Here is a 26,872-nt window from a genome sequence, read left to right as displayed (position 1 = left end):
GGCCGGTGGTGTTCTCGCCGTTCGGTCTGGGCGTGCTCGACCTGGCGGTCGGCAAACACGTCTACGACGAGGTGGCGCGCTCCGGTGAGCTGCACGTCGTCGAGGACTTCTTCCACGAGCTGCGCCGATTCGGATGACCGGCCGAGTGCTCTGCTGCAAATGAGGAGGCCACCGTGCCTGTCATTTCCGTTCCCCAGGAGTTCAACGAGGAGAGGCTCTACGTCGACCTGCATTCGATCTTCGGGCGTCGGCTCTACCTCAAGTGCGAGGGCTTCAACTTCGCCGGCTCCATCAAGCTGAAGGCCGCGACCGAGATGGTGGAGGCCGCCGAGCGGGACGGGGTCCTCACACCGGGGTCGGTCCTGGTCGAGTCCTCGTCCGGGAACCTGGGCGTGGCACTCAGCATGATCGCCGCGAGCAAGGGCTACCGGTTCCTGTGCATCACCGACTCCCGCTGCAACCTCTCGACGCGGCGGCTGATGGAGGCGCTGGGCAGCCAGGTGCACATCATCGCCGAGCCGGACTCGGTCGGCGGTTTCCTCGGCGCCCGGATCGACTACGTCCGCGCGCTGTGCGCCTCCGACCCCCGCTACGTCTGGCTCAACCAGTACACCAACCCCGGCAACTGGCGTGCCCACCACCGCCGGACAGCGCGGGCGATCGCACGGCAGTTCCCGCGGTTGGACGTGCTGTTCGTCGGGGCGGGCACCACCGGCACCCTCATGGGCTGTGCGCGGTTCTTCCGCGAGTGGCACCGGCCGGTGCGGGTCGTCGCCGTCGACACCGTGGGCTCGGTGAGCTTCGGCGGCCCGCCCGGCCGCCGGATGATCCCCGGGCTGGGGATGGCCGTCCGGCCGCCGCTGCTCGACGAGTCCTACGTCGACGAGGTGGTGTACGTCGAGGAGGCCGACACGATCCGGGCCTGCCACCGCCTCGCCCGGCGCGGGTTCCTGTTCGGAGGCTCCACCGGCACGGTCGTCAGCGGTGCGATGGACTGGCTCTCCCAGCACGACGCGCACGAGCTGACCGCGGTGGCCATCGCCCCCGACCTGGGCGAGCGCTACCTCGACACGCTCTACCAGACCAACTGGCTGGAGGACCTCTACGGCGAGGCCGTGCTCGGCCCCGGCGAGCTGACCTCCGCCGTCCAACCGGCGTGACCCCCACCCGACGCGGTCACCGGGCCGTCCGTGACCGGGTCGGACGAGCGGACGGTCCCCCGACGCCCGCACCGCCGGGGGACCGTCCGCGGCCACGACCATCGAGGAGGCATTCCGTGAGGACGGGACACCGATCTTCCGGCGACGCGACGGCCCCGCCGCCGGGCACGGCGCCGACGCCTCGGAAGGAACGGGTCGTCGGCGTCGACGTCGCCCGCGGGGCCGCGCTGGTCGGCATGATGGCGGCCCACGTGTTCCCGTTCTTCGCCGACGACGGCACCCCGACGGTGTCGACGGCGGTGACGGCCGCACGCTCGGCGGCCACGTTCGTGCTGGTCGCCGGGGTGGGCCTGGCGTTCGTCTCCGGCGGGCGGACGGCGGTGCGGGGGCGCCCGCGCACGGCGGTGTCCGCCGGCATCGCGGTCCGGGCCCTGCTGATCGGGGCGATCGGCCTCGTCCTGGGCTGGCTCTCGGAGCTCAACGGCGTCGCCGGGATCCTGCCGTTCTACGCCCTGCTGTTCCTCCTCGCGATACCGCTGCTGGGCCTGGCGCCCCTCGTGCTGGCCGGGATCGCGGCCGCGGTGATCGCCCTGGGCCCGGTCCTGCTCGTCGCCACCGCCGAGTCCGACCTGCCCCACCTCGACGAGGACGGCGACCCCACCCCGGTCACGCTCGTGCGGGCCCCGCTGGCGCTGCTCGTCCACCTGTCGGTGACCGGCGAGTACCCGGCCGCCGTCTACCTCGCCTACCTGTGCGCCGGGCTCGCCATCGGCCGGCTCGACCTCGGCTCCCGGCGGGTCGCGTGGTGGCTGCTCGGCGCGGGCGCCGCGCTGGCCGTGGCCGCGCGCGCGGTGTCGGCCGCCGTCCTCCACCCGCTCGGCGGGCTCGCCAGGCTGTCGTCCGGGGACGGCTCGGCCGAGGCCGTCCAGGAGCTGCTCTGGGACCCGGAGCGAAGCACGTCCTGGTGGTACCTCGCGATCCCGGCCCCGCACTCCCACACACCGGTCGACGTGGCGCACACGCTCGGCTCGGCCATGGCCGTCCTCGGGGCGGCGCTGCTGCTCAGCCGGCTACCGGCGGTCGCCCGCCTGCTGCGGCCGCTCGCCCTCGCCGGTGCGATGGCGCTCACGCTCTACTCCGCGCACCTGGTCGTCCTCGCCACCGGAGTGCTGGAGGATCACTCGGCGCTGCTGTTCCTGCTGATGGTGGTGGGTGCGCTCGGGTTCGCCGGGCTGTGGTGGCGTCGGTTCGGGCCGGGGCCACTGGAACGGGTCGTCACCGCCGCGTCCGCGCGGGCGCGCCACGCCGCCGCCGGGCGGCTCGCGGGGCGGAGAGGCTGAGCTCAGGTCGCGGCGCCGAACTCCAGGAGCGTCCGCTGGTCCACCACTCACTGCGACCACAGCAGCGCGAGTCCGCAACCGGAGGCGGCGCCTCAGCTCGGCCGCGCTGCGCTCGCGGCCACCGAAGGTCAGCAGCGGCGGCGCGGGCGCACCCGGCGACGATCGTGCCGGCGGACGTACCGGTCAGGGCCGCCAGCTCGGCCGGGCCGCGCCGGCGTCCCCGCCATGGTCGGCCAGGCGCAGGGTCGCGGCCACCGCAACGCCACACTCCGCGCGCTGGCCGACCTGGCCAGGGCGCGGCGGTGCCGGTCACGGGCCTTCTCCTCCGTGCGGGTGCGGAACGACCACGACCTGGTGGTCGTCCTCGTAGATCAAGGCGCCCGGGTCGTCCGATCGCAGCTCGACGCACTCCACGCCGTGCCGTTCGAGTATCGCCAGGTACCCGGGCACGGGGGCCAGGAAGCGGCTCGCCGACGCCCGGAACCAGGAGGTGGCGAAGGGGTTGACCGACCGGTCGTAGACCTCCGGGCTTCGGGCGGTCGGGTAGGGCAGGTACGTGTCTACCAGTCGTTGGTGGTGCGCCAGAACTCGTGGTCGACGGGGGAGAGCACACCTGCCCGGCCGAGCGCGTTGGCGAGTGCGAACACTCCGGAGTGGTGTCCGCGCTCGTTCGGGACCGGGCTCTGGTAGCGGACGTACCGGTGGGCCACGGCGGCGATGGTAGACGCGGCCGCATGCGGACGGTATCAGCGAACGCGCCCGCGCGGGACTCACGAACCCGCCGCCACCCTCGCCCGCGCCGCCGCCACGAACCCGGCGGCGTCGTCGGCATGCAGGCGCACCTCGGTGATCTCCGCCGTCCGGTTCCGGGGGAGCGTGACGGGGAGGGGTCGGGCCAGCGTGACCTCGACCGTGGTCTGGTCGGCGACCACCACGTGCAGGGTGCTGCCGTCGAGCTGCACGCCGCGCCCGTCGCGGGTGCGCCGGACCCGCCGCACGCCGGCCACGGCGTCCCACGGGATGTGCACGTCCAGGCTCACCCCGTTGCGGATCCGCAGCCCCGCCGCTCCGACCACGTGCGGGTGGATCGTGATCGCGGCGAGCATCCCGAGCACCTCCAGCGTGCCCCAGACACCGATGACCAGCAGCACCGGTCGCAGCCACGGCCACGGCACGAGCAGGTCGACGGCCACGACGTCGATCATCGACACGGCGAGCATCACCAGCATCGGGGCCACCTGTGGGCCGCGGTAGGCGAACCCCGTGTCGGCCGGGCCCACGTCCGGGCGGCGCAGCAGCCATCGGGCGAGGCTGCGCCACGTCGCGGCCTCGTACCGTGCGGCGCGGCGGACGAGCGCAGCGCTCATCGCGCGGCCCAGTGCCGGTACACGCGGCGCACGACCTCCGCCTGGGCGGGTGGCAGGTCGCGCAGGAGCGCGGCGGTCAACGGATGGCCCTCCAGGTCGAACGTGGGATCGACCAGGCGGGCGACCGCCGTGGGCACGGAGGCGACGACGTCCCGGGTGAACTCGGCGATCCGCGGGTCGTCGGGCGGCCGGCGGTCAGCTCGTCGAACCGCCGGTACAGCTCGCCGGCCCGGGCGAGCCCAGCGGGGTCCGCCAGCGTGCTCCCGAAGAGTGCGGCGACGGCGCCGTCCCCGCCGCTGCCCTGGTCGAGCAGGGCGAACAACGCGCGATCGAGCCGGGCCGCGGCGCTGTCCGGGAACGCCTCGCCGATCCGCGCGATCAGCTCCGCGGCGGGCGCCGACACCGCGTCGTCGGCACCCAGCGGACCCTCGGCGCCGCGACGCAGCAGCTCGGCCAGCCGCTCCCGCCGCCGCCGGATCTCGGCCTCCTGCCGCGCCAGGTCGGCGTCGAGCTCGGCGAGGATCTCGGGCAGCTCGCGGCCCTCGTCGTCGGCGAGGACGTCGGCGGCCTCGTCCAGGCTCAGGCCCAGCTCGGTCAGGCGCCGGACGCGCGCCAGCCGCAGCACGTCCCGGATGCTGTACGTCCGGTAGCCGTTGGTGCGCCGCGGGGGTTCCGGCAGCAGGCCGATCCGGTGGTAGTGGCGGACGGTGCGGGTGGAGACTCCGACCGCCTCCGCGAGCTCCCCGATGCGCATGTCCCCATCTCAGACCTTGACATTGCGACAAGGTCAAGAGGGCGTGCTTGGGAGGACAAGCTCCGGGCGTCCACCTGGTGGTGCGTGAGCGGTCCCCGCACCCGGCGCACGCCCGGACTACGCTGCCCCGCACATGTCCGCAGGATCGCCCGACACCCGCACCCGGCGCCCCGGTGGGCGCACCGCACGCCTGCGCGCCCTGGTGCTCGACGCCGTGCTGGCGGAGCTGGTCGACCGCGGCTTCGAGGGCCTGACCGTCGACGGCGTCGCGGCCCGGTCGGGCGTGCACCGCACCACGATCTACCGGCGCTGGACCGACATCGCCGGTTTGCTCGTCGACGCGCTGCACGCCGCGGCGGGCGACGACTGGGCGCCGCCCGACACCGGGAGCCTCGAGGCCGACCTCGTCGAGCTGAACCGGCAGGTCCACACCTCGCTCACGGTGCAGCCGTCGGTCGCCGCCGCCGTGATCGCCGCATCCTTCCGCTCGCCGCAGGCGATGGCGGCCCTGCGCGCCTTCTGGTCCGACCGGTACGTGCGCTGCGCGGCGATCGTGGAACGGGCGGTCGAGCGTGGCGAGCTGCCGGCCGGGACGGACCCGACGGCGGTGGTCGTCGCCTCGACCGCGCCGGTCTACCACCACCTCGTCCTGCTCGGGGACGAGATGGGCACGGCGGAGGCCGATGCCTACGCCCGGAGCGCGGCCGCGGCCTACCGCTGATCGACGCGGGGCAGGATCGGCGCATGGAAACTCTCGCGGTCCTCGAGGACTCCGACCCGCCCGTCGTGTTGCGCCGGGCGGAAGCCGCCGACGTCCGCGCGCTGGTCGCGCTGCTCGCCGCCGACCAGCTCGGGGCCGGCCGCGAGGACGATCCGGCCGATCGCGACGCGCTCGCGCCCTACCTGGACGCGTTCGCGGTGATCGACGCGGACCCCGCGCACCTGCTGGTCGTCGCCGCAGGCGGCGACGCGGTGGTGGGCACGCTGCAGCTGTCGTTCATCCCGGGGCTCGCGCGCCGCGGCGCGTGGCGGGCCCAGATCGAGGCGGTGCGGGTCGCCGGCCATCTGCGGGGTCGGGGCCTGGGCGAGTTCATGATCCGGTGGGCGATCGCGGAGGCGGAACGCCGCGGCTGCGCCCTCGTGCAGCTGACCACGGACAAGCGCCGCGCCGACGCGCACCGCTTCTACCGCCGGCTCGGCTTCGTGGCCTCGCACGAGGGGATGAAGCTCGACCTCCGGTGACGCGACCGGCTAGAGCTCGGCCGGACCTTCCTGCGGGGCGAGCCCGATCAGCTCGGCGACCCGGTCCATGACGTCCTGCACGGCGATCGTGTCGGCCAGCGGCATCACGCGGCTCTCCAGCGCCCCGGCGAGCACGCAGTCGGTGACCTCGACCAGCTCGTGCGCGTACCCGCTGCCCACGTGCGGCACGGTGATCTCCTCACCGTCCCGGCTCCCGCGGTACAGCACGATCGTGTCCGGGTGGTGGAACCGCGGCAGCACGTCGATCCAGCCCGCCGACCCGAAGACCCGCGCCTGGCCCGGCGTGGCGCAGCGCAGCGAGGCGAACAGCTGGGCGCTGCGGCCCTCCCCGTAGCCGAGCAGGATGCTCTCCTCGACATCGACGCCCGACGGGCTCAGCGCCCCGTGCGCGGTGACGGTCTCGGGCGTGCCGAGCACCATCTGCGCGAACGAGATCGGGTAGACACCCAGGTCGAACAGGGCCCCGCCGCCGAGTGCCGGCGCGTAGAACCGGTCGAGCGGGTCGGTCGAGTGCTGCGCGCCGAGGTCGGCCTGCACCGCGTTGACCTCGCCGATCGCGCCGTCGGCGATGAGCTCACGCATCCGGACGATCGCGGGCTGGAACCGCGTCCACATCGCCTCCATGGCGAAGACACCCGCCTCCGCCGCCGCGTCGGCGATCTCCCGGGTGGCGGCGCCGGTGACCGTGAACGACTTCTCCACGAGCACGGCCTTGCCCGCCCGGCAGGCCGCGAGCGCGACAGCCCGGTGCTGCGGGTGGGGGGTGGCGATGTAGAGCACGTCGACGTCGGGGTCCTCGACGATGGCGCGGTACGACCCGTACGAACGCGGGATGCCGTGCTCCCCGGCGAACGCGGCGGCCCGCTCCGGGGACCGGGAGGCCACCGCGACGGCCTCGGCGTTCGGGACGTGCGCGAAGTCGCTGACGACCTTCGCGGCGATCCGGCCCGGACCGACGATCCCCCAGCGGGCGACGGGCATGCGCAACTCCTCGACTCGGCGGCTTGCCCGTTCATCCTTCCTCGGCGGCAGCCGGGGGGTGCACCCGGCGTCGGCGACGCCGCGCATGGCGAGCGCCCACGCCCACGCCCGGCGTCGGCGTCAGGGCACGCGTGCGCTCACCCGCGAGGAACGGGCATCCCCCAAGGGCTTCGACTGCCCCGCTCTCGCTTCTGCGGTGGGGCGGGCCACGCATGGCAGCCGGGCCTTGTCACGCACCTTCGCTCGCTGCTGCCCGCGTGTACCCACATCGGAAGCACGACCCGTTGATCGAAGTAGATGTCCTCCTCGCAGTGCTGACATCTCAGCAGCACCCGATCCTGGCCCTCGCTCATTGGCTTCCTTTCGGGATCGATGACGCGGCAAGACTACGCCACCTCCGCCAAAAGCGACAGACGCGTATTACACGCCAACTACGCTAGGAGCGTCAGCACGGAGTAACTGCGCCAGCTCCCGCCTTACGGTGAACGGGTGACACCGTCGCGCCTGGTCCCCACATCCGAACTGGCGCGTGTTCTGGGCCTCTCGGGCCGGACGATCCAGCGGTATCGCCAGGCGGGCGTTCTGGAGCCGGACGTCGTCTCGCCGGGCGGGCACGCCCGGTGGGATGTGGAGAAGGTGCGTCAGCGCTTGCGCGAGTTGGCACAGAGCGACAAGGACGACTGAACACGCGGCAGTCCGGTACGAACGGGCGATCATGGCGGGCAACAGCGGTGACACGGCACGGTCCGTCCTCGGCCGCGCGCTCGCCGTGCTCGGCTCGTTCTCCGACGAGCGCCCGGAGCAGACGCTCGGGATGATCGCCGCGGCGACCGGGCTCCCGTCGGCCACCGCGCACCGGCTGGTGGCGGAGCTCGTCGAGTGGGGCGCCCTCGAACGGCCCGCGCGCGGCCGCTACCGGATCGGCATCCGGCTCTGGCAGCTCGGCGCGCTCGCCCCGGTGGCCCGCGACCTGCGCGACACCGCGCTGCCGTTCCTGCAGGACCTCGTGGCCGTCACCGGGCAGATCGTCCACCTCGTCGTGCTCGACGGGTACGAGGCGCTGTTCGTCGAGCGGCTGACCGGGCACGCCGCCGTGCGTGTCCGGTCGCGGGTGGGGCGCGCACTCCCGCTGCACGCGAGCGGCCCGGGCAAGGTGCTGCTGGCGCACGCGCTCGCCGCGTTCGTCGACGAGGTCCTGACCCAGGGGCTGCCGCGGCTCGCGACAGGCACGATCACCGACCCCGGACGGCTGACGGAGGCACTCGCCGGCATCCGCCGCAGCGGCTTCTGCCTGTCCCGCGACGAGATGACCGACGGCGCGTCCTCGGTCGCCGCACCGATCACCGGGCCGTCCGGGGACGTGGTCGCGAGCCTGTCGGTGGTGGTCCCCAGCAGCACCGAGAACCTCCAGCTGCTGGTGCCGGCGGTGCGCGTCACGGCGGCGGGCGTCAGCCGCGCGTTGCATCCCCGTTCTCCATTGGGTGAGAGAAGGCCCTGACGCAGCCGGTGGCGCCACCCATACTCCCGCGCATGCCGAGGCTCGCCCCGCGAGCGTCGCCGCGTCCAGGAGGAGAGTGATGAGATGTCCGCGGATTCCGCGGTGAATCCCCGCGAGCGCCACGCGGGATGGGTGGCGCCGCTGTGCTGGTCGGCCGTGGCGCTCGAGGGCTTCGACCTGGTCGTGCTCGGTGTCGTCCTCCCGCCGCTGCTGCGCGACGCGGAGTGGGGGCTCACCCCCGCCACGGCGTCGCTGATCTCGGTTGCCGCGCTGGTCGGGGTCATGGTCGGGGCGCTCGCCGTCGGCACGATCACGGACGTGATCGGGCGGCGGAAGGCCATGCTGCTGACCGTCACGAGCTTCTCGGTACTGACGCTGCTGTGCGCGTTCGCGCCGGATCCCGTGACGTTCGCGCTCCTGCGGTTCGTCGCGGGCCTCGGGCTGGGCGGCGTGCTACCGGTGGCGCTGGCGCTCGTCAACGAGTACGCCCGGGAGGGCCGCGGCGGCAGCGCCACCACCACGCTGATGACCGGCTACCACGTCGGCGCCGTCGCCACGTCGTTGCTCGGGATCCTGGTCATCGAGGAGCTCGGGCTGGGCTGGCGCCCGATGTTCGTCATCGGGGCGCTGCCCGCACTGGTGCTGGTACCGCTGATGCTGCGCTTCCTGCCCGAGTCCACCGCGTTCCTGCGGGAGCGCGCGAGCGGGGCGGGGGCCGATCGCCCGGCGCCGCGCAACCCCGTCACGATCCTGTTCCACGGCGGGTACCTGCGGCCCACGATCGCGTTCTGGGTGACCTCGTTCATGGGGCTGCTGCTGGTCTACGGCCTGAACACGTGGCTGCCGGAGATCATGCGGGCCGCCGGGTACGAGCTGGGTGCCGCGCTGGCGCTGCTCCTCGTGCTCAACGTGGGCGCGGTGCTCGGGCTGCTGATCGCCGGACAGGTCGCGAACCGCATCGGCATCCCGCGCGCCACGATCGGCTGGTTCGCCGCGGCCGCTCTGTTCCTCGCGCTGCTCAGCATCCGGCTGCCGGGGATCGGCGTCTACGTCGGCGTGCTGCTGGCCGGGGTGTTCGTGTTCAGCTCGCAGGTGCTGGTCTACGCCTACGTCGGCAGGCTCTATCCGGCCGCGGCCCGCGGCACGGCGCTGGGCGCCGCGAGCGGGGTGGGCCGGCTCGGCGCGATCAGCGGCCCGCTGCTCGGCGGGGCGCTGCTCACGGCCGGGCTCGCCTACCCGTGGGGCTTCTACATCTTCGCGGCCGTCGCCGCGGTCGGCGCGGTGGCCGTCGCGCTGGTCGCGTCCGGGCGCACGGTATCGCCGGTGAGGGCTGAATGAGAACCGTCCGGGAGGCCGCGTTCGACGTCCTCCGCCAGTTCGGCATGACCACGATCTTCGCCAACCCCGGGTCGACCGAGGTCGCCTTCCTCACCGACCTGCCCGACGACATCGAGTTCGTCCTCGCGCTGCACGAGGGCTCCGTCGTCGGTATCGCGACGGGCTGGGCGACGGGGCAGGACCGGCCCGCGCTGGTCAACCTGCACACGACGGCCGGCCTCGGGAACGCGGTGGGTGCGCTCGCGACGGCGCGGGTCAACCGGGTGCCCCTGGTGGTGCTCGTCGGCCAGCAGGACCGCCGCCACCTCGCCCTGCGGCCGTTCCTCACCGGCGACCTGGAGGGGCTCGCGGGCGACTACCCGGTGTGGGTCACCACGCCCGCGCGGCCGCAGGACGTGCCGAGCGCCCTCGCGCGGGCCTGGCACGAGGCGCGGGACGGGCGCGGTCCGGCCCTGGTGATCGTGCCGAGCGACGACTGGTCGGCCCCCGCCGAGGACGGCCCGGTCGCCGCGCCGGCCGTGCTGCACCGGGCGCAGGGCGTCGACCCGGCGGCGGTCGACGCGCTCGCCGAGCTCGTCGGCGCGGCGGAGTCGCCCGCGCTCGTGGTGGGTGCGGACGCCGACGGCGCCGAGAGCTGGGCCACGCTCGTCGACCTCGCCGAGCGGCTGCGCTGTCCCGTCTGGCAGGAGGTGTTCGCGGCCCGGGCCGGGTTCCCGCAGGACCACCCGCAGTTCGCCGGGCACCTGCCGGCCGGGCGCGCCCGCCTGCGCGACGCGCTCGGCGGGCACGACGTGGTGCTCGTGGTGGGTGCGCCGGTGTTCCGGCAGTACCCGTACGAGCCGGGGGCACTGGTCGGCGAGGGCACCAGGGTCGCGCTGGTCACCGACGACGCCGAGGACGCCCACCACAGCCCCGTCGAACTGGCCGTGGTCGCGCCGCCGGCGCCCACCTGCCGGATGCTCGCCGAGCGGCTCCCCGCGCGGACCGGGGACGTCCCAGCGCGCGAGCGGGTGCTGCCCGCGCCGCCGCAGGACGGCGAACCGCTGCGGGCGGCCCACGTGCTCGCGGCGCTGGCCGAGCGCCTGCCGGCCGACGCCGTCGTCGTCGAGGAGACGCCGTCGAGCCGGCCGGACCTGCACCGGCTCCTGCCTGCGCGCCGCCCACTCGGGTTCCTCAGCGCGGCGATGGGCGGTCTCGGCTTCGCCCTGCCCGCGGCGATCGGCGTGCGGATGGCGCAGCCGGACCGGCCCGTCGTCGCCGTGGTGGGGGACGGCTCGTCGCTGTACGGGATCCAGGCGCTGTGGAGCGCCGCGCACTACGGGTGCGGCGTCCTGTTCGTCGTGCTCGCGAACGGCCGCTACGCGATCATGGACCGGCTGGCCGAGCAGCACGGCTCGGGCAAGGCGCCGTGGCCGGCGTTCGAGGAGGTCAGCGTGCACGGGCTGGCCCGGTCCCTCGGCTGCCGGGCCGAGCGGGTGACCGACCACGCCGCGCTCGTCGAGGCGCTCGACGCGGTCGTGCCGACGCTGGGGGAGCGCACCGAACCGCTCGTTCTGGAGGTGGCGGTGCAGCCGGACCCGACTTTCCGACCCTGACCACCCTTCTTCCTGGCGCTGCTGGCACAGCACCCGCAGCGGCCGGCGACGACGTTCGCGCAGTGGGCGGCGGCGCACGCCGACGCGTTCCGCTGAGTCCGGCCCGCGCGCCGAATCAGGGTGCGCGGGCGGTACGGCGATCGGCAGGATCGCGCGCATGGCCGACGTGCGCACCGTCCACACCTCCGCCCTGACCGGCGGCGAGCTGCGGGCCATCCGCGAGCTGCTCGACGAGGCCTTCGACGGCGAGTTCGGCGACGAGGACTTCGAGCACGCGCTCGGGGGGATGCACGCCATCGTCCGGGACGGCGACGAGCTCGTCGCGCACGGCGCGGTGGTGATGCGCCGGGTGCTGCACGACGGCCGGGCGCTGCGCACCGGCTACGTCGAGGCGGTCGCGGTGCGGCCGGACCGGCGGCGGCTCGGCCTCGGCGGGGTGGTGATGGACGCGCTGGAGACGGTGATCCGCGGCGGCTACGAGGTCGGCGCGCTGAGCGCCTCCGACGACGGGGCCGCGCTCTACGCGAGCCGGGGCTGGCAGCGCTGGACGGGCACGGCCTCCGTGCTCGCGCCGGACGGGCTGACGCCGACACCGGGGGAGGAGGACGGGATCCACCTGCTCCCGGTGACCGCGCAGCTCACGCCCGGCGGCGACCTGGCGTGCGACTGGCGGGGCGGCGACCTCTGGTAGCCGCCCCGCCAGTCGCGGCTCATGCGGCGGGGGCGTACCCCGCCAGCTCGTCGAGGATCATGTTCGCGGCGATCGGGCCGATGCCGAGATACCAGAGGTCGTCGGACACCTCGTGGGCGCGGCCCTCCATCACGGCGGGCAGGTTCTGCCACAGGGGGCCGGCGGTGACGGCGGCGAGGTTCTCCGCGCCCGCGTCCTGGTAGCCGGCGTAGAACACGAGGTCGCCCTCGGCCTGCCCGATCTGCTCGCGGCTGACCTCCACGAACGTCTTGTCCACCTGCTGGATCGGCGGGCGGCCGAAGCCGGCGTCGGACAGGATCGTGCCGATGAACGAGCCCTCCCCGTACAGGCGGATGCTGCCGTCGAGGAAGCGCACCATGCTCACCGTCGTGGCGGAGGGGTCACCGAACTTCGCGCCGGTCTCCTGCGCCTTGGCCCGGTAGTCGGCGAGGATCTGCTCCGCCTCCTCGGACATGCCCAGCGCCTCGGCGAACAGCTGGAAGTTCTCCCGCCACGCCACGCCCACGCGCTCGGCGAACACGGTGGGGGCGATCTGCGAGAGCGTCGAGTAGATGTCCTCGTGGCGGGTCTTGCTCGACAGGATCAGGTCGGGCTGCAGCGCGGCGATCGACTCCAGGTTCGGTTCGGCGATCGTGCCGACGATCTCCACGCCCTCGGTGCGGTCGCCGAGGTAGGACTGCAGGCCGGAGGCGAGGTCGGCGGCCACCGCGCCGACCGGCGTGACGCCGAGCGCGAGCACGGAGTCCAGCTCACCGGTGTCCAGCACGACGACGCGCTGCGGCGTGCCCGTGATCTCGGTGGTGCCCATCGCGTGGGTCACTGTCCTGATGTCCGCCGGGGCCGCGGCCCCGGGGTCCGAGGTGGCGGCCTCGCCACCGCAGGCGGCCGCGGCCATCGCCACGAGCCCCACCGCCATCAGTCGCAGCACCGCTGTGTACAACTGCCGTCCGCGCACGTTCCAGTCCTCTCGATCAGGTGAGCCTCACCTGATGGGAAGGGACCCTAAGGCGCGCCCCGTGCGAGTCGGAACCCCTCCGCGCCATCCGGAGGTGTGAACTGCGCCCTCCCCGGGACGAGCGCGACCTGTTCGACGTCGCCGAACCGGTTCGCGTACGACAGCGCGCTCGCGAGGTCGGTGACGCCGTTGGTGTTGCGGCCGTCCAGGAACTGGGTGCTGAGGATGCCGAACGCCGCGCCGTCGCCGTCGACGTAGCCGCTGCCGGAGTCGCCGGGCATGCCGGAGGGGTCGGTGTCCACCCGGTGCGTGAGCCCGTCCTCGCCGGTGCCGAGGCTGACGCCCTCCTTCACGGCAGGTCCGTCGTTGTTCGGCTGGTAGCTGTAGACCGGCTCGCCTGGCACCGTGCCGTCGGTGTCGAGTGCGGTGGGTCCGCCGAGCACCGGGATGCTGGGGTCGACGGCGTCGCGGTCGGCGGGATCGACCTCGACGAGCGCGAAGTCGTTGAAGAAGCAGAGCGAGGGCTCGGTCTCCCCGCGCTCCTGCATGGTGACCCACGAGCTGTACGCCAGCCGCCCGGTGCTCCGGGTGCCGTCGTTGCGCTCGATCAGCACCGGGTTGCCGATCGGCAGCGTCGGCTCCGCGCAGCCGCTCAACCCCATCGACGCCCCGGGGGTGGCGCAGTGCGCGGCGTAGCCGAGGTAGGTGGCACCTGCCCCGGAGAAGACGAACCCGGCCGTGCAGGCGGTGGCGGTGCCGTCCTCGGCCGGGCTGAGCATCAGGACACCGGGCGTGAGCGGGGCGAGGTCGCCGGGCGGCTGGATCGCCGGCGCGGCGGCGGCGACCGGGCCGACGAGGCCGAGTGCGGCGGCCGTGACCACCGCGACGGCCAGACCCGACCAGATGCGGCGCAGAGCGGTGTGGCGATGGAGCATGGACGACCCCCCGGGGAGCGATCTGGACCGAATGTACGGCGCGTTCCCGGTTCCGGCCCGCGACGTCCCGCGACCGGGTGACGACGGAGGGTGGTACGCCGGCGCCGTCGTCACCGGGCGCACCCGACCGCTCGGCGCAGCCACGTGGCCGTCCGTCACTGCTCCGAACGGTCTCGTGACCTCTCTGAGATCTTCTGGATACGCTCAGGTCAGTTGTGCGAGTGCCCCTCGTGGTTGCGCTCGGCACGTCTGTCACCCTGTGGGCGCTTCCCCGAGCGGGCTCCTCTGCGGGCGACCGCGACCGAGAGGACTGCGTTGGTGGACGTCCTGGCCGTGTGCGATGCGGTGCTGCACAGCGCATGGCTCCTACCGGTGTTGGTGGCCCTCGTGGCGATCGATGCGCCCTTTCCGGTACTGCCCAGCGAGACGCTGCTGATGTCGGCGGCCGCGATGGCGTTCGGAGGTCACGATGCCGGGATGGTGGTCGGACTCTTCCTGGCCGCGGTGCTCGGCTCGGCGCTCGGTGATCTGGTCGTGTTCGGCCTCGGCCGGTCCTCGCGCCGGCTGCTGGCACGCGCCGTCGACGCCGAGTGCGGCCTTTCGTCGTGGGTCCGGCGGCACCTGCTGCTGCGGCCCGGCATCGCGCTCGTCGGGGCCCGGTTCGTCCCGGGCGGGCGGTTGGTGAGCACCGCCGCGGCCGGCCGGTACGGGCTGGGGCTGCGCCGGTTCCTGCCGTGGTCGCTGGCGAGCTCGGCCGCGTGGGCCGTCTACATGTTGCTGATCGGCATGCTGCTCGGCCCGATCACCGGCGGCAGCCCTGCGCTCAGCCTGCTGGCAGGGGCGGTGATGGCGGCGGTGACGGCGCTCGGGTTCGCGGTCGCGCGACGGGTGCAGGCGCGGCGGGCGGCGCTGGCGGCCCAGCGGGCGGACCGCGGTGCGGAGCTCGTCGGGGTCGGCTGAGCGGAGCTTGCGGAGCGAGTATCCGAGCTGAGCGGAGCTTGCGGAGCGCGCGTCGGCCCTGAGCGGAGCTTGCGGAGCGAGCGTCGGCCCTGAGCGGAGCTTGCGGAGCGAGCGTCGGCCCTGAGCGGAGCTTGCGGAGCGAGCGTCGGCCCTGAGCGGAGCTTGCGGAGCCAGCGAGCACTCGTCGGCGCTGAGCGAGCCTGCGGACCCGCACATCGGCGCGGCGCCGAAGCTCGGGGACCAGGGCGAACGTGTGTGGCGACCCTGCGCGCGGTGTCCGGAACCTGTGCACCGACCGGGGGTGGACCGGTGCCGGCGGAGGCTCCCCGTTCCGCCGGCACCGGTCACTTCGGACAACGGGTGATCGCGCCCGAAGTTTCGGTACGATCACACGCTCCGTCGAGCGGGTCGACACGCGCGGTGACCGGGGGGTTCGGGGCGGTACAGATCGGCCGACCGCATGGCGAGCGATCATGACGGGACGGCGCTGCGCGAGCGGATCGGATGAACCGCGCACCGGTGTCGGATGCGCACATGCCCACGACGTCGGCTGTGGGGTGTGCGCCCATGGTCGGTGGTGCCGCCAATTCGTAACGTCCTCGCAGCCCTGCGTGTGCTCGAGGAGGAGACACGCTCCAGCGTCCCGGCCGCTCCCCCGCGGCAGTTCTCACGGCCGTCGCGGCCGCGGTCGTACTCACCGCCTGCGGCGCCCCCGGCTCGAGCGGTGCCCCTGCGGGCGGTGACCAACCGGATGCGCCGTTCCGGGTCGGGCTCGTGCACTCCACCAGCGGGCCGCTGGCCAGCTACGGCGAGCAGTACGCGGCGGGCTTCCGGGCGGGCCTGGACTACGCGACCGACGGCACCGGCGAGGTCGACGGCCGGCCGGTCGAGGTCACCGAGGCCGACGACGCGGGGGACCCCGCCAAGGCCGTGGCCGCGGCGACCGATCTCATCGGCCAGGGCTACCAGGTGATCGCCGGCTCGACGCCGTCCGGCGTTGCGCTGCAGGTGGCGCCGCTGGCTGAGCAGAACGAGGTGCTGTTCGTCTCCGGCCCGGCCGCGACGGACGCGATCACGGGCGTCAACGACTTCACGTTCCGCTCCGGGCGCCAGACCTGCCAGGACGTGCTGACCGCGGGATCGATCATCGGCGACCCCGCGGGCCGATCGGTGATCGTGTTCGCCCAGGACAGCGCATTCGGGCAGGCGAACGTGCAGGCGGTCACCGCCGTGCTCGGCGGGCAGGGGGCCCAGGTGAGCCCGATCCTCGTGCCGGCGGGGGCCACCGACCTCACGCCGTTCGCGCGGCAGGCCGTCGACGCGGCGCCCGACCTGCTGTTCGTCGCGTGGGCGGGCACGAACGCCACGCAGATGTGGCAGTCGCTGCAGCAGCAGGGGGCGTTCGACGCCTCGACGGTGGTGACCGGGCTCGACATCCGGCCGACCTACCCGATCTTCGGCGAGGCGGCCGGGCAGATCCAGTTCCTGTCGCACTTCTTCCCGGGCGCGGCCGACAACGAGGCCTACCAGGCGCTCGAGGCGGGGCTCGCCGAGCAGGGCGCCGAGGTGGACCTGTTCACCAACGACGGCTTCGTGGCCGCGCAGATGATCGTGCACGCGCTGCAGGAGGGCGGTGACGACACCACGGCGATGGTCGAGGCGCTGGAGGGCTGGACGTTCACCGGCCCGAAGGGCGAGTCCACGGTGCGCGCCGAGGACCACGCGCTGCTGCAGCCGATGTTCACCACCCGGCTCGTGCCGGAGGGCGACGGGCTCGCCCCGCAGCTGGTCGAGACGCTGCCGCCGGACGCCGTGGCGCCGCCGGTCGCGCCCGTCCAGTGACCGCGACGACGACGGCCGTGCTCGCCGCCCACGATCTCGGCTGGGTGGTGGGCGGCGCGGTGATCCTCGAGGGGATCGACCTCGACGTCCGTGACGGCGAGCTGCTCGCCGTGATCGGCCCGAACGGGGCAGGCAAGTCCACGCTGCTGCACCTGCTCTCCGGTGTGCGGCGGCCGACCAGCGGGCGTGTCGAGCTGGGCGGGCGCGACGTCACCCGCGCCTCGGCCGCGGACCGCGCCCGGCACGGGCTCGGCCGGACGTTCCAGACCTCCAGCCTGTTCGGTGGGCTGTCCGCGCGGGAGAACGTGCGGCTGGCGGTGCAGAGCCGCCGGCCGGGCGCGCTGTCGATGCTGCGGGCCGCGCAGGGCCGGGCCGAGCTGGCCGAGGCCGACGCGCTGCTCGAGCAGGTGCGGATGAACCACCGCGCCGCTGCGACGGCGGGCGAGCTCTCGCACGGCGACAAGCGCAAGCTGGAGATCGCGATCGCGCTGGCGCGGCGGCCGTCGGTGCTGCTGCTGGACGAGCCGATGGCCGGGGTGTCGGTGGAGGACGTGCCGCCGCTCGTGGAGCTGATCGGCGGGTTGCGGACCTCCGGGGTGAGCGTGGCGATGGTCGAGCACCACATGGATGTGGTGCTGGGGCTGGCCGACCGGGTGGCGGTGCTGCACCACGGGCGGCTGCTGGCCGTCGGCTCGCCCACGGAGGTCACCGCCGACGCGACCGTGCAGCAGGCGTACCTGGGGGAGGAGCTGTGACCGTCGCGCCGGTTCTGGAGATCGACGACGTGCACGTCCGGATCGGCGGGTCCCACGTGCTGCAGGGCGTCTCGCTCGCGGTGGCGCCGACCGGGGTGACCGCGCTCCTGGGCCGCAACGGCGTCGGCAAGACCACCACGCTGCGCGCCGTCGTCGGGCTGGTGCCGCGCACCGGCTCGATCCGGCTCGCCGGCGCCGAGATCGGCCGCGGCCGCACGCCGTGGGTGGTGCGTCAGGGCGTGGGCTACGTGCCGGAGGACCGTGAGGTGTTCGCCACGCTGACCGTGGAGGAGAACCTGCGGCTGGCCTGCCCCGACCCGGAGCCGGAACGGGCCGCGCTCGTGCACGAGCTGTTCCCGGAGCTGACCGAGCGGCGCAGGCAGCGTGCCGGGACTCTGTCGGGCGGGCAGCAGCAGATGGTGGCCCTGGCGAGGGCGCTGCTCGCGCCCAGTCGGGTGCTGCTCGTCGACGAGCCGACGAAGGGCCTCGCACCGCGGCTGGTCACCGACGTCGCCGCCGCGCTGGAGCGGGTGGCGCAGGTGACGCCGGTGCTGCTGGTGGAGCAGAACCTGCCCGTGGTGCGGCGCCTCGCGGGCGACGTCGTGGTGCTCGACGCCGGGCGGGTGGTCCACACCGGGCGAGCCGACGACCTGCTCGCCGACGCCGGACGCACGCGGGAGCTGCTCGGCGTGGGGAGCCGGTCGTGAGTACCTTCGTGCTGCTGCTGGCCACGGGCCTGGGCCTCGGGGCGCTGTACTTCCTGGTGGCGTCGGGCCTGAGCCTGATCTACGGGCTGATGGGCGTGCTGAACTTCGCGCACGGGGCGTTCCTCGCCGCCGGCGCCTACGCCGCGTGGTGGGCCGCGACGGGCGGGTTGCCCGGCGCCGGTCCCGACGGCTGGGGCTTCGTGCTCGCCACCGCGTTCGGCGTGGCCGTCGGCGCGGCGGTGGGCGCGGCCGTGGAGCTGCTGCCGATCCGGCCGCTCTACCGCCGCCACATCGAGCAGGTGCTCGTCACCGTCGGGCTCGGGCTGGTCGGGGTGGCGCTGCTGCGCGGCATCTGGGGCGCCGACGCGCTGCCGTACCCGCGCCCGGCCGTCGCGGCAGGCATCACGACCATCGGCGGCGCGACGATCCCCAACGACCGCTTCCTGCTGATCGTGGCCGCCGTCGCCGTGCTGCTCGGGCTGCTGGCCATGCTGCGGTTCACCCGCATCGGCCTGATCATCCGGGCCGGGGTGGAGAACCGGTCGATGGTGGAGGCCCTCGGGATCGACGTGCGCCGGACGTTCACGCTGGTCTTCGCCGTCGGCGGCGGGGTCGCGGCGCTCGGCGGGGTGCTCGGGTCGGTGTACCTGGGCAGCGTCTCGCCCGGTCAGGGCACCTCGCTGCTGATCTTCGCGTTCATCGTCGTGGTGATCGGCGGGCTCGGGTCGCTCACCGGATCCGCGGTCGCGGCCGTCGTCGTCGGGCTGGTGCAGCAGCTGGCCAACTACTACGCCGCGGCCGGGGTGGGGGACCTGTCGGTGGTGCTGCTGCTGGCGCTGGTGCTGCTCGTGCGGCCCGGCGGGTTGACCGGGAGGACGGCGGCATGACCCTGATGGACCAGGTGCGGGACCGGGCGACGGCGGGCGAGGCGACCTCCCGCCGCCGCGGCTGGCACGCGGCGATCGCCCCGGTGGTGGTGCTCGTCGTGCTCGCCTGGCTGCCGTACGTCTCGGTGCCGCTGCCCGGCGTGCTCCCGGGCCTGATCAACAGCCCGGGCTCGATGCAGCTGCTCGCGCTGTGCCTGGTGTTCGGCGGGATCGCGCTGTCCTACGACCTGCTGTTCGGCCGCACCGGGCTGCTGTCGTTCGGCCACGCGCTGTTCGTCGCCGCCGGGTCCTACACGGCCGCGCTCGCGCTGGCCCGGCCCGGCGGCGGGCTCGCCGGGGCGATCGGGCTCGCGGTGGTCGTCGGCGTGGTACTGCCGCTGCTCGTGGGTGCGGTCGCGTTGCGCGTCACCGGCATCGCGTTCGCGATGGTGACGCTCGCGTTCGCCCAGGCCGGGTCGATCATCGTGCTGCGCAACCCCGGTGGGGCCACCGGCGGCGAGGAGGGCCTGCCGCTCAACCGGGACGGGTTGCCCGACCTGCTCGTCGGGGTGGTCAACGCGCCCTACCGGTACTGGCTGGCGCTGATCTACCTCGCGCTGTGCTGGGGCGTGGTCGCGTGGCTCGTGCGCTCGCGCGTCGGGCACGTGTGGGCGGCCGCGCGGGAGAACCCGGAGCGGGTGGCCGTGCTCGGGCTGTCGGTGTACCGGGCGCAGCTGCTGGCGGTGCTGGTGGGCGGGCTGTTCGGCACGCTCGGCGGGGTGGCGCACCTGCTCGTCGTCGGCGGGGCGACGCCGCACCTCACCACCAGCGAGCTGACGCTGGGGCTGCTGGTGATGGTCGTGCTCGGCGGGGCGGGCAGCCGGTGGGGTGCGGTGCTCGGCGGGGTGCTCTACACCTACCTGGACAACCGGCTGCTGGAGCTGGCCTCGTCCGACCTCGTGGACGGGCTGCCCGGCGTGCTGCGGGTGCCGCTGTCGGAGCCGACGTTCGTGCTGGGCGCGCTGTTCGTGGCGGTGGTGTTCTTCGCGCCGGGCGGGCTGGTCGGGCTGGCCCGCCGCCGAAGCCGCCGCAAGCCCGCCTGACCGCCGCGGGACCCTGCCCCGGGTTCGCAGCAAGGTGGCAATACTGCCGTCCAGTGGCAGCATTGCCACCTTGCCGGCGTCCGTGCGAGCCGTGTAGGCGCCTGTCAGGTCCCGCGGAGGCGGCGCAGGCGCAGCGCCAGCTGGATCTCCAGGGCGCGGTCGGGCGACTGCCAGTCCTCGCCCAGCAGGCTCGCCACCCGCTCCAGGCGCTGTGCCACGGTGTTGACGTGGACGTGCAGCTCGCCCGCCGCCCGCCGCGGGCTCGACCCGGCCGCGAAGTACGCCTCGAGCGTGCCGAGCAGGTCGCTGCCGCGGCGGGTGTCGTAGTCCAGGACGGGGCCGAGCACCCGCTCGAGGTAGCCGTCGACGTCGGCGGGCCCGCCGCGGACGAGCCCGGCGAACCCGAGGTCGCGGGCCGAGCCGGCGGCCATGCCCATCGCGCTCAGTGCGTCGGCGGTGCGGCGGGCGTCGGCGTGGGCGTCGCGCAGGCCCGCCGCGGGCAGGACCGGACCCGTCGCGCCGACCGTGACCGGTGCGCCGTCGTCGCCGAGGCGACGGGCGAGCCCGGTGGCCACCGCCGACGGGTCGCGGCCCGGGACGACGGCCACGATCTCGCCGTCGTGCTCCCCGGCCAGCCCGCGCCCGTCGCCCGCGGTGGCCGCGGCGAGCTGGAGCCCGCGGCGGCGGCCCCGGCACACGGCCACGACGTGCGGGGTCTGCAGGCGCAACCCGAGCAGCCGGCCGCGCTCGACGAGGGTGCCGTCGAGCTCACCCGCGGACCGGGCGAGGAGGTCGGCAAGCAGATCGGTGAGCACCCGCTGGTCGGCCTCGGCCTCGCGCAGCCGGAACAGCAGCACCAGCGCGGTCACCATCGCCGCCCGCTCCACGGTGCGGCCCTGCCCACTGTCGAGGACGGGCCGTCCGCCCAGCACGAGGGTGCCCAGCCGCTGGCCTGCGGCCCGCACGGCCACCGCCCACATGCCGTCGGACTCCGCGAGCCTGCCCGACTCGGCCGAGCGACGCACGGCCTCCGCGCCGGCGAGCGCCTCCGTGTCCGGTGCCGGACCGTGGGCGGCGAGCCGATGGTCGTCGACGTCGAGCACCGCGACCCAGCAGCCCAGCAGCTCGCCGAGCGCGGCGGCGATGTCGTCGACCCCGCCGCCGGAGAGCACCACGCCGGCGAACCGGTCGTGGGCGGCCGCTGCCTCCTCGATGCCGGCGTGGGCCGCCGAGAGCGCGGCGAGGGCGTCGGCGGTCTCCGCGGCCCGCCGGGCCTGGACGAGCGAGACGGCGGCGAGCGCGGCGAGCGAGCCCAGCAGCGCCACCTCGCCGCGGTCGAACGGGCGGCGCGTGCGGTTCGCTGCGAACAGCACCCCGACGAACTCGCCGTCGACCACGAGCGGGGTGCCGCAGATCGCGACGAGCCCCTCCTCGTCCACGGCCGCGTCGATCTCGGCGGTGTGCGCGTAGCGCTCGTCGCCCGGGTAGTCGGCGGTCCAGTACGGCCGCCGGGTCTGCGCGACCAGGCCGCCGAGCCCGGCGCCCTGCGGCAGCCGCAGCGCCTGGAACCGCGCCGACACCGACCCCGCCGTCGCCCGCATGTACGTGTCGCCGCGCTCGGCGTCCGCCAGCGTCAGGTAGGCGACGTCGGTGCCGATGAGGGTGCGGGCCCGGCGCACGATCGCGTCGAGCACCCCGCTCGGCTCCGGCAGCGACGCGAGGTCGCGGGCGATGTCGACGAGCGCCGAGAGCTCCGCCTCACGGCGGCGGTGCGCGTCGATCCCGGCCCGCACCCGCAGCGCGAGCTCGCGGGCGACCGCGCCGGTGTCCGGGTCGGCCGCCGTGAGCGCGCGCGCCTGTTCCTCGATCCGGTCGGCGGGCGCGTCCTGCGCCAGCAGGCGCAGCAGCTCCAGCGCGGTCGACGACACGGCGGCGATGATGCCATCGCCGACGGGGGCACTCAGTGCCTCACCCTGGTGAGCGCCGGGTCCTCGGCCAGGTCGCGGTGGCGGGTCTCGCCGTAGGACGCCACGGCGACGATCGTGAGCAGCGCGGTGAGCGCCACGTACACCGACACCGCGTAGCCGCTGTCGAACTGCGTGTACAGCGCCACGGCGATCACCGGGGCCAGCCCGCCCGCGGCGACGGACGCGAGCTGGTAGCCGATCGACACGCCCGAGTAGCGGACCTTCGTGCCGAACAGCTCCGACAGGAACGCCGCCTGCGGTCCGTACATCGCCCCGTGGAACATCAGCCCGCCGGCCACCGCGAGCACGGTGAGCGCGAAGTTCCCGGTGTCGACGAGTGCGATGAACACGAACGCCCATACCCCGACGCCCGCCGCCCCGAACAGGTACACGGGCTTGCGCCCGAAGCGGTCGGACAGCGCGCCCCAGATCGGGATCGTCACCACGTGCACGGCCGCGGAGATCAGCACCGCTCCGAGGACGAACGAGCTCGACAGGTCGAGCCGCTGGGTCACGTAGGTGGTGATGACGATGGTGAAGACGTAGTAGGAGACGTTCTCGGCGAACCGGGCGCCCATCGCGGTGAAGACCTCACGCGGGTAGCGCCGGAACACCTCCACGATCGGCATCGACTCCTTCTGCCCGGCCGCGGCGAGCTCTGCCGCCTTGGCCTGAGCGGCCTTGAACACCGGCGACTCCTCCACGGACAGCCGCACGTACAGCCCGATCAGCACCAGCACCGCGGAGAGCAGGAACGGGATCCGCCAACCCCATGACGCGAAGGACTGCTCGTCCTGGACCGCGGCGAGCAGGAACAGCAGGCCGTTGGCCAGCAGCTGGCCGATCGGCACCCCGGCCTGCGGCAGGCTGGCCCAGTAGCCCCTGCGCGCCGCGTCGCCGTGCTCCGAGACGAGCAGCACCGCGCCGCCCCACTCGCCGCCCAGCGCGAAGCCCTGCACGAGGCGCAGCACGATCAGCAGCAGTGGAGCCGCCACCCCGATCGTCGCGTAGCCCGGGAGCAGCCCGATCGCGAAGGTGGCGACCCCCATCATCAGCAGGCTGATCACCAGGAGCTTCTTGCGCCCGATCAGGTCGCCGTAGTGGCCGAAGACCAGCCCTCCGATCGGGCGCGCGACGAACCCGATCGCGAACGTGCCCAGCGCCAGCAGGGTGCCGACCGCGGGGTCGTCCGACGGGAAGAACACCGCCGGGAAGACGACGGCGGCGGCCACGCCGTAGAGGAAGAAGTCGTACCACTCGACCGTGGTGCCCGCCATGCTGGCGGCGACCACCTTGATGATGTTGGTCCGGGGTTGTTCGGTGACCACGATGTCTCCCTGTTTCGTCAGTGCCGATGTTCGCTGCGCGGAGCTCCGCTCAGTGGGCCGTCCAGCCGCCGTCCAGCGACAGCGACGTTCCGGTGATGGAGGCCGAGGCCGGGCCGTAGAGCACGGCGGCGAGCTCGGCGACCTCGGCGGGTTCGATGAGCCGCTTGACCGCCACGGCCTCGAGCATGATCTTCTCGATGACGGCGTCCTCGTCGATCCCGTGCGTGCGGGCCTGGTCGGCCACCTGCCGCTCGACCAGTGGGGTACGGACGTAGGCGGGGTTGATGCAGTTGCTGGTGACGCCGTGCGCGGCGCCCTCCAGCGCGATCACCTTCGAGAGCCCCTCCAGGCCGTGCTTCGCACTCACGTAGGCGGCCTTGAACGGGCTGGCGCGCAGGCCGTGGGCGCTGGAGACGTTGATGACCCGGCCCCAGCCGCGCCCGTACATGCGCGGGAGGGTGCGCCGGGCGAGCCGGAACGGCGCCTCCAGCATCACGCGCAGGATCAGCGAGAACTTCTCGGGATCGAACTCGGGCACCGCGGCGACGTGCTGCAGGCCGGCGTTGTTGACCAGGACGTCCACCGCGGCGGGCAGGGCGTCGACGGCGTCGAGGTCGGACAGGTCGCACGGCACGGGCTCGACGCCGGCCACGGCGTCCGCGAGCGCCTTCAGGCCCGCCTCGTCGCGGTCGACGGCGAGCACGTGGGCGCCGTCGGCGGCCATCCGCCGGACCATCGCGGCCCCGATGCCCGACGCGGCGCCGGTGACGAGCGCCGTGCGCCCGGCCAGCACCGATGGTGGTGTGACACCGCTCATGCCGGAGAACGGTACGTCCGCCCGAGCCGAACCGCTGTGTGTGCCGGCCCCAGTGATCAGGGGTGGGCCCTGTGTGAAGCCCACATCGGGGTGGCGAGCTTGCTACCGCTCGTCGGGACGCAGCACGGAGTCGTCCTCGACCGCGGCGCGCATCGCGGGGGAGTCCTCCTCCGCCTCGCTGACGACCTGCTCGCCGCCGCCGCGGCGAAGGCCGTCGAGCACGTTCCGCTCCTCCGGGTCGAGAGCGTCCGGGCCGAGCGGCTCGCCCGGCTCACCGTCGTCGTTCCCGGTGGCCATCGCGGTGTCGGGGACCGGAGTGCCGTCGTCTGCGCGTTCGTCTGACATACCGGGGTCGGTACCCGCTCCCGGAGGCGCGTGAACGGGGCTCGTGACGGCGCTGATGGCCGGGGTGGACCCGGCCGGCGGACCCGTCACGGTGGCGGTGCGCTGACCGGGCGACTCGCCTGTCCGGAACGGGCGACTCGCGTGTCCGGAAGGGGCGACTCGCGGACATCCCCGCGAGTCGCCCGTTCTCGCCTCGCGAGTCGCCCCTTTTCGACGTGCGAGTCGCCCGGATTCCGCGGGGGACGCTCCCTCAGCGGTGCAGTGCGGTCGGCGTGCGCGCCCGAACGATTCCCGCCGCCGTCTGCAGTTCCGCGAGCACGGCGTCCGGCCAGTCCGGTCCGCACCGCACGGTGGGTGCCGTCACCGACATGGCCGTGACGAGCCCGTTCCCGTCGTTCGTCAGCGGCACCGCCACACACCGGCAGCCGACCAGCAGCTCCTCGTCGTCGACGGCGTGGCCCCGGCTGCGTGCCTCCGCGACGATCCGGTCGAGCTCCGCCGGCTCAGTCACGGTGTTCTCGGTGAACCGGGGCAGCGGCACCGCCCGGACCAGCCGCCGGGCCTCGTCGGGCGGCAGCTGGGCGAGCAGCGCCTTACCGATCCCGGTCGCGTGGGCGAACAGCCGGGCGCCGACGGTCGAGGCCAGCCGCATCGGCTGGATCGACTCGCTGATCGCGATGTAGACGTTCTCGATCCCGTCCAGGCGGGCGAGCTGCACGGTCTCGCCGACGTCCCGCGCGAGCGCGTCCATCACCGGTTTCGCGATGGCCACCAGGTCGCCGTGCCCAGTGTAGGCCTGTCCGACGTGCCACGCCTTCAGCCCGACGGTGTAGCGCCGGGTCTCGGGGTCGAGGTCCAGCCAGCCGCGGTCCACCAGTGTCTGGAGCAGGGCGTGCGCGCTCGACCGCGGCAGGCCCAGCAGCGTCACCAGCTCGTTGAACCGCAGCGAGCCGTGGTCGGCCACCGCGGCGAGGATCGCGAGCGCGCGGTCGGCCGACTTCACGGCGCCCGTAGCGGTGCTCGCGGTGCTGCTCCCGGTCCCGTCCACCGTCGCCATCCTTCCATCGCCGCCGGGCACCTTGACTGCTCCCGCGCCACGCAGCAGACTGCCTTGCTGAACTTAGTTCATGAATATGAACTCGAGGAGATGGTCCGTCTGACCCCGCCCGCGCGGCCCACCACGGTGGCCGACCTGCTGACGAGCCTGGGCTACCCCGCCCGGGAGGCCCACGACCTGCCGACGTCGGCGCTGCGGTTCCCCGACGGGGCGCAGTACCGGGTGGAGATCCCGAGCGTGGAGGGACCCGCCGCGCTGCAGGCCGTCTTCGACGAGGCGGACGCCCGCGGCGTCCTCGTGCACCGCGTGTCCTCCGGCAGCGGGATCATGCTGGCGACGGATGCGGAGATCATCGACATGGTGGGCGCCTGCGCGGCCCGCCGCGTCGAGCTGAGCCTGTTCGTCGGGCCGCGGGCGCCGTGGGACATCGGCGCGCAGGCCCGCACGCCCACCGGTGGTGGCGTCGGCTGCCGCCACGAGGGCGCCGACCAGCTCGTGTACGCCATGGAGGACCTCGTGCGGGCCAACGAGCTCGGCGTGCGCGGCGCACTGGTCGCCGACGAGGGCCTGATGCTGATGACCCGGCGGATGAAGGAGGCCGGCCTGCTCGCGTCCGAGTTCGTCGTCAAGGCGTCGGTGCAGATGATGGCCTCGAACCCGGTGAGCGTGCGGCTGATGCAGGACATCGGCGCCGACACCTACAACGTGCCGCCAGGGCTCCCGCTGCCGCGGCTGGCCTCGATCCGGGCGGCCACGCAGATCCCGATCGACATGTACGTCGAGTCCCCCGACACGCTCGGCGGGTTCGTGCGCCACCACGAGATCGCCGAGATGGTGCGCGTGCTCGCCCCGATCTACGTGAAGTTCGGGCTGCGCAACCACCCGGACGTCTACCCCAGCGGCGGGCAGCACGACGCGCTCAACGTCACGCTGTCCCGCGAGCGGGTGCGGCGCGCCGAGATCGGGCTCGCGCACCTGCACCGCGCCGCCCCCGATCTGAAGACGTCCGAATTGGGCGCCGAGGGCCTGGCGATCCCGGTCCCCTGACCCGGGCCGCGGAGGCGTTGCAGCAAAGCCACTTTCATGCCATGTGGTTGCGCGAAAGTGGCTGTCAGGAGAATCGACCGCAGCCTATGAGGCCTTGGCGAGTGTGACCTCGTATCCGAGGTCTTGGAGTGCCTTGAGGTGGCGGTCGCGGCGACGGTCGGGGCTGTCGTGGCGGCGGAG

Annotated in this window: 27 protein-coding genes and 2 pseudogenes; 17 read left to right on the top strand and 12 right to left on the bottom strand. The window is 74.0% G+C overall.

Annotated elements, in window-relative coordinates:
- The 3 genes and pseudogenes from KME75_RS43470 to KME75_RS22235 form a co-directional block, all read left to right on the top strand.
- Positions 1–137 (top strand): annotated as a pseudogene (locus KME75_RS43470) (2,3-diaminopropionate biosynthesis protein SbnB); the annotation flags it as partial.
- Positions 138–173: 36 nt separating this feature from the next.
- Positions 174–1,160, top strand: a complete 987-nt coding sequence (sbnA, locus tag KME75_RS22240) for a 2,3-diaminopropionate biosynthesis protein SbnA (protein WP_219416806.1) — start codon at positions 174–176, stop codon at positions 1,158–1,160.
- Between the two features lie 116 nt (positions 1,161–1,276).
- Positions 1,277–2,500: a heparan-alpha-glucosaminide N-acetyltransferase domain-containing protein gene (locus tag KME75_RS22235; RefSeq protein WP_219416805.1), complete on the top strand. Its 1,224-nt coding sequence runs from the start codon at positions 1,277–1,279 to the stop codon at positions 2,498–2,500.
- Positions 2,501–2,809: 309 nt separating this feature from the next.
- Here KME75_RS22235 and KME75_RS22230 read toward each other — a convergent pair whose 3' ends face one another.
- From KME75_RS22230 to KME75_RS22215, 4 genes are all read right to left on the bottom strand, one after another.
- Complete coding sequence (locus tag KME75_RS22230; protein WP_219416804.1) at positions 2,810–2,950, bottom strand: hypothetical protein; 141 nt, start codon at positions 2,948–2,950, stop codon at positions 2,810–2,812.
- A 110-nt stretch (positions 2,951–3,060) separates the two neighbouring features.
- Positions 3,061–3,210, bottom strand: coding sequence for a hypothetical protein (locus KME75_RS22225; protein WP_219416803.1), 150 nt, complete (start codon positions 3,208–3,210; stop codon positions 3,061–3,063).
- Between the two features lie 60 nt (positions 3,211–3,270).
- On the bottom strand, positions 3,271–3,867 hold the full coding sequence (locus KME75_RS22220) for a hypothetical protein (RefSeq protein ID WP_219416802.1): 597 nt from the start codon (positions 3,865–3,867) through the stop codon (positions 3,271–3,273).
- Between the two features lie 76 nt (positions 3,868–3,943).
- On the bottom strand, positions 3,944–4,621 hold the full coding sequence (locus tag KME75_RS22215) for a MerR family transcriptional regulator (protein ID WP_219416801.1): 678 nt from the start codon (positions 4,619–4,621) through the stop codon (positions 3,944–3,946).
- 133 nt (positions 4,622–4,754) lie between these two features.
- Between KME75_RS22215 and KME75_RS22210 the strand changes: the two genes are divergently transcribed.
- A complete protein-coding gene (locus tag KME75_RS22210; RefSeq protein WP_219416800.1) occupies positions 4,755–5,342 on the top strand; it encodes a TetR/AcrR family transcriptional regulator in 588 nt (195 codons plus the stop codon).
- 23 nt (positions 5,343–5,365) lie between these two features.
- Complete coding sequence (locus KME75_RS22205) at positions 5,366–5,863, top strand: GNAT family N-acetyltransferase (RefSeq protein WP_219416799.1); 498 nt, start codon at positions 5,366–5,368, stop codon at positions 5,861–5,863.
- A gap of 9 nt (positions 5,864–5,872) precedes the next feature.
- Here the strand turns inward: KME75_RS22205 and KME75_RS22200 are convergent, their stop codons facing one another.
- On the bottom strand, positions 5,873–6,865 hold the full coding sequence (locus KME75_RS22200; protein WP_219416798.1) for a Gfo/Idh/MocA family protein: 993 nt from the start codon (positions 6,863–6,865) through the stop codon (positions 5,873–5,875).
- A 489-nt stretch (positions 6,866–7,354) separates the two neighbouring features.
- On the opposite strand from KME75_RS22200, the gene KME75_RS22195 reads away from it, so the two are divergent.
- The 5 genes from KME75_RS22195 (at position 7,355) to KME75_RS22175 (ending at position 11,987) form a co-directional block, all read left to right on the top strand.
- Positions 7,355–7,549: a MerR family transcriptional regulator gene (locus KME75_RS22195; protein WP_219416797.1), complete on the top strand. Its 195-nt coding sequence runs from the start codon at positions 7,355–7,357 to the stop codon at positions 7,547–7,549.
- Positions 7,550–7,580: 31 nt separating this feature from the next.
- Positions 7,581–8,363, top strand: coding sequence for an IclR family transcriptional regulator (locus tag KME75_RS22190; protein ID WP_219416796.1), 783 nt, complete (start codon positions 7,581–7,583; stop codon positions 8,361–8,363).
- A gap of 84 nt (positions 8,364–8,447) precedes the next feature.
- Entirely contained in the window at positions 8,448–9,701 is a 1,254-nt protein-coding gene (locus KME75_RS22185) for an MFS transporter (RefSeq protein WP_219416795.1), read from the top strand.
- On the top strand, positions 9,698–11,296 hold the full coding sequence (mdlC, locus tag KME75_RS22180; RefSeq protein WP_219416794.1) for a benzoylformate decarboxylase: 1,599 nt from the start codon (positions 9,698–9,700) through the stop codon (positions 11,294–11,296). Before KME75_RS22185 ends, mdlC begins: the two co-directional genes overlap by 4 nt.
- A 157-nt stretch (positions 11,297–11,453) precedes the next feature.
- A complete protein-coding gene (locus KME75_RS22175) occupies positions 11,454–11,987 on the top strand; it encodes a GNAT family N-acetyltransferase (protein ID WP_219416793.1) in 534 nt (177 codons plus the stop codon).
- A 19-nt stretch (positions 11,988–12,006) separates the two neighbouring features.
- Here the strand turns inward: KME75_RS22175 and KME75_RS22170 are convergent, their stop codons facing one another.
- Together KME75_RS22170 and KME75_RS22165 are read right to left on the bottom strand one after the other, a co-directional pair.
- The gene (locus KME75_RS22170) at positions 12,007–12,963 is read right to left on the bottom strand and encodes an ABC transporter substrate-binding protein (protein WP_308282983.1); all 957 of its coding nucleotides are present in this window, start codon (positions 12,961–12,963) and stop codon (positions 12,007–12,009) included.
- Positions 12,964–13,010: 47 nt separating this feature from the next.
- On the bottom strand, positions 13,011–13,898 hold the full coding sequence (locus KME75_RS22165) for a chymotrypsin family serine protease (RefSeq protein ID WP_219416792.1): 888 nt from the start codon (positions 13,896–13,898) through the stop codon (positions 13,011–13,013).
- Between the two features lie 318 nt (positions 13,899–14,216).
- Here KME75_RS22165 and KME75_RS22160 point away from each other — a divergent pair, with 318 nt between their 5' ends.
- The 6 genes and pseudogenes from KME75_RS22160 to KME75_RS22135 all read left to right on the top strand — a co-directional run bounded on the left by KME75_RS22160 (position 14,217) and on the right by KME75_RS22135 (position 20,131).
- Positions 14,217–14,858 carry a DedA family protein gene (locus tag KME75_RS22160; protein WP_219416791.1) on the top strand — a complete coding sequence of 214 codons (642 nt, stop codon included), beginning with the start codon at positions 14,217–14,219 and terminating at the stop codon, positions 14,856–14,858.
- A 771-nt stretch (positions 14,859–15,629) separates the two neighbouring features.
- A pseudogene (locus KME75_RS22155) lies at positions 15,630–16,700 on the top strand (substrate-binding domain-containing protein); the annotation flags it as partial.
- Positions 16,697–17,455, top strand: a complete 759-nt coding sequence (locus tag KME75_RS22150; RefSeq protein ID WP_219416789.1) for an ABC transporter ATP-binding protein — start codon at positions 16,697–16,699, stop codon at positions 17,453–17,455. The pseudogene KME75_RS22155 and the gene KME75_RS22150, both read left to right, overlap by 4 nt.
- A complete protein-coding gene (locus tag KME75_RS22145) occupies positions 17,452–18,162 on the top strand; it encodes an ABC transporter ATP-binding protein (RefSeq protein ID WP_219416788.1) in 711 nt (236 codons plus the stop codon). The genes KME75_RS22150 and KME75_RS22145 overlap by 4 nt, the downstream gene beginning before the upstream one ends.
- Positions 18,159–19,049: a branched-chain amino acid ABC transporter permease gene (locus KME75_RS22140; protein ID WP_219416787.1), complete on the top strand. Its 891-nt coding sequence runs from the start codon at positions 18,159–18,161 to the stop codon at positions 19,047–19,049. Before KME75_RS22145 ends, KME75_RS22140 begins: the two co-directional genes overlap by 4 nt.
- Positions 19,046–20,131 (top strand): branched-chain amino acid ABC transporter permease, encoded by a 1,086-nt coding sequence (locus tag KME75_RS22135; RefSeq protein WP_219416786.1) that lies wholly within the window; start codon positions 19,046–19,048, stop codon positions 20,129–20,131. Before KME75_RS22140 ends, KME75_RS22135 begins: the two co-directional genes overlap by 4 nt.
- 104 nt (positions 20,132–20,235) lie before the next feature.
- Here the strand turns inward: KME75_RS22135 and KME75_RS22130 are convergent, their stop codons facing one another.
- The 5 genes from KME75_RS22130 to KME75_RS22110 all read right to left on the bottom strand — a co-directional run bounded on the left by KME75_RS22130 (position 20,236) and on the right by KME75_RS22110 (position 25,636).
- The gene (locus tag KME75_RS22130; RefSeq protein ID WP_308282982.1) at positions 20,236–22,059 is read right to left on the bottom strand and encodes a helix-turn-helix domain-containing protein; all 1,824 of its coding nucleotides are present in this window, start codon (positions 22,057–22,059) and stop codon (positions 20,236–20,238) included.
- 32 nt (positions 22,060–22,091) lie between these two features.
- The gene (locus tag KME75_RS22125; protein WP_219416807.1) at positions 22,092–23,375 is read right to left on the bottom strand and encodes an MFS transporter; all 1,284 of its coding nucleotides are present in this window, start codon (positions 23,373–23,375) and stop codon (positions 22,092–22,094) included.
- Positions 23,376–23,475: 100 nt separating this feature from the next.
- Positions 23,476–24,243 carry a 3-hydroxybutyrate dehydrogenase gene (locus tag KME75_RS22120; protein WP_219416785.1) on the bottom strand — a complete coding sequence of 256 codons (768 nt, stop codon included), beginning with the start codon at positions 24,241–24,243 and terminating at the stop codon, positions 23,476–23,478.
- Positions 24,244–24,345: 102 nt separating this feature from the next.
- Positions 24,346–24,588: a hypothetical protein gene (locus tag KME75_RS22115; protein ID WP_219416784.1), complete on the bottom strand. Its 243-nt coding sequence runs from the start codon at positions 24,586–24,588 to the stop codon at positions 24,346–24,348.
- 250 nt (positions 24,589–24,838) lie between these two features.
- Positions 24,839–25,636, bottom strand: a complete 798-nt coding sequence (locus KME75_RS22110) for an IclR family transcriptional regulator (RefSeq protein ID WP_308282981.1) — start codon at positions 25,634–25,636, stop codon at positions 24,839–24,841.
- Positions 25,637–25,735: 99 nt separating this feature from the next.
- Here KME75_RS22110 and KME75_RS22105 point away from each other — a divergent pair, with 99 nt between their 5' ends.
- Positions 25,736–26,692, top strand: coding sequence for a U32 family peptidase (locus KME75_RS22105; RefSeq protein WP_219416782.1), 957 nt, complete (start codon positions 25,736–25,738; stop codon positions 26,690–26,692).
- The last annotated feature ends 180 nt before the right edge of the window (positions 26,693–26,872 follow it).

It is taken from the genome of Pseudonocardia nigra (assembly GCF_019396355.1).
Taxonomy (GTDB): domain Bacteria; phylum Actinomycetota; class Actinomycetes; order Mycobacteriales; family Pseudonocardiaceae; genus Pseudonocardia; species Pseudonocardia nigra.
Note: the sequence above shows the minus strand (reverse complement) of the source record. Positions and strands in the feature narration are given on the sequence as shown.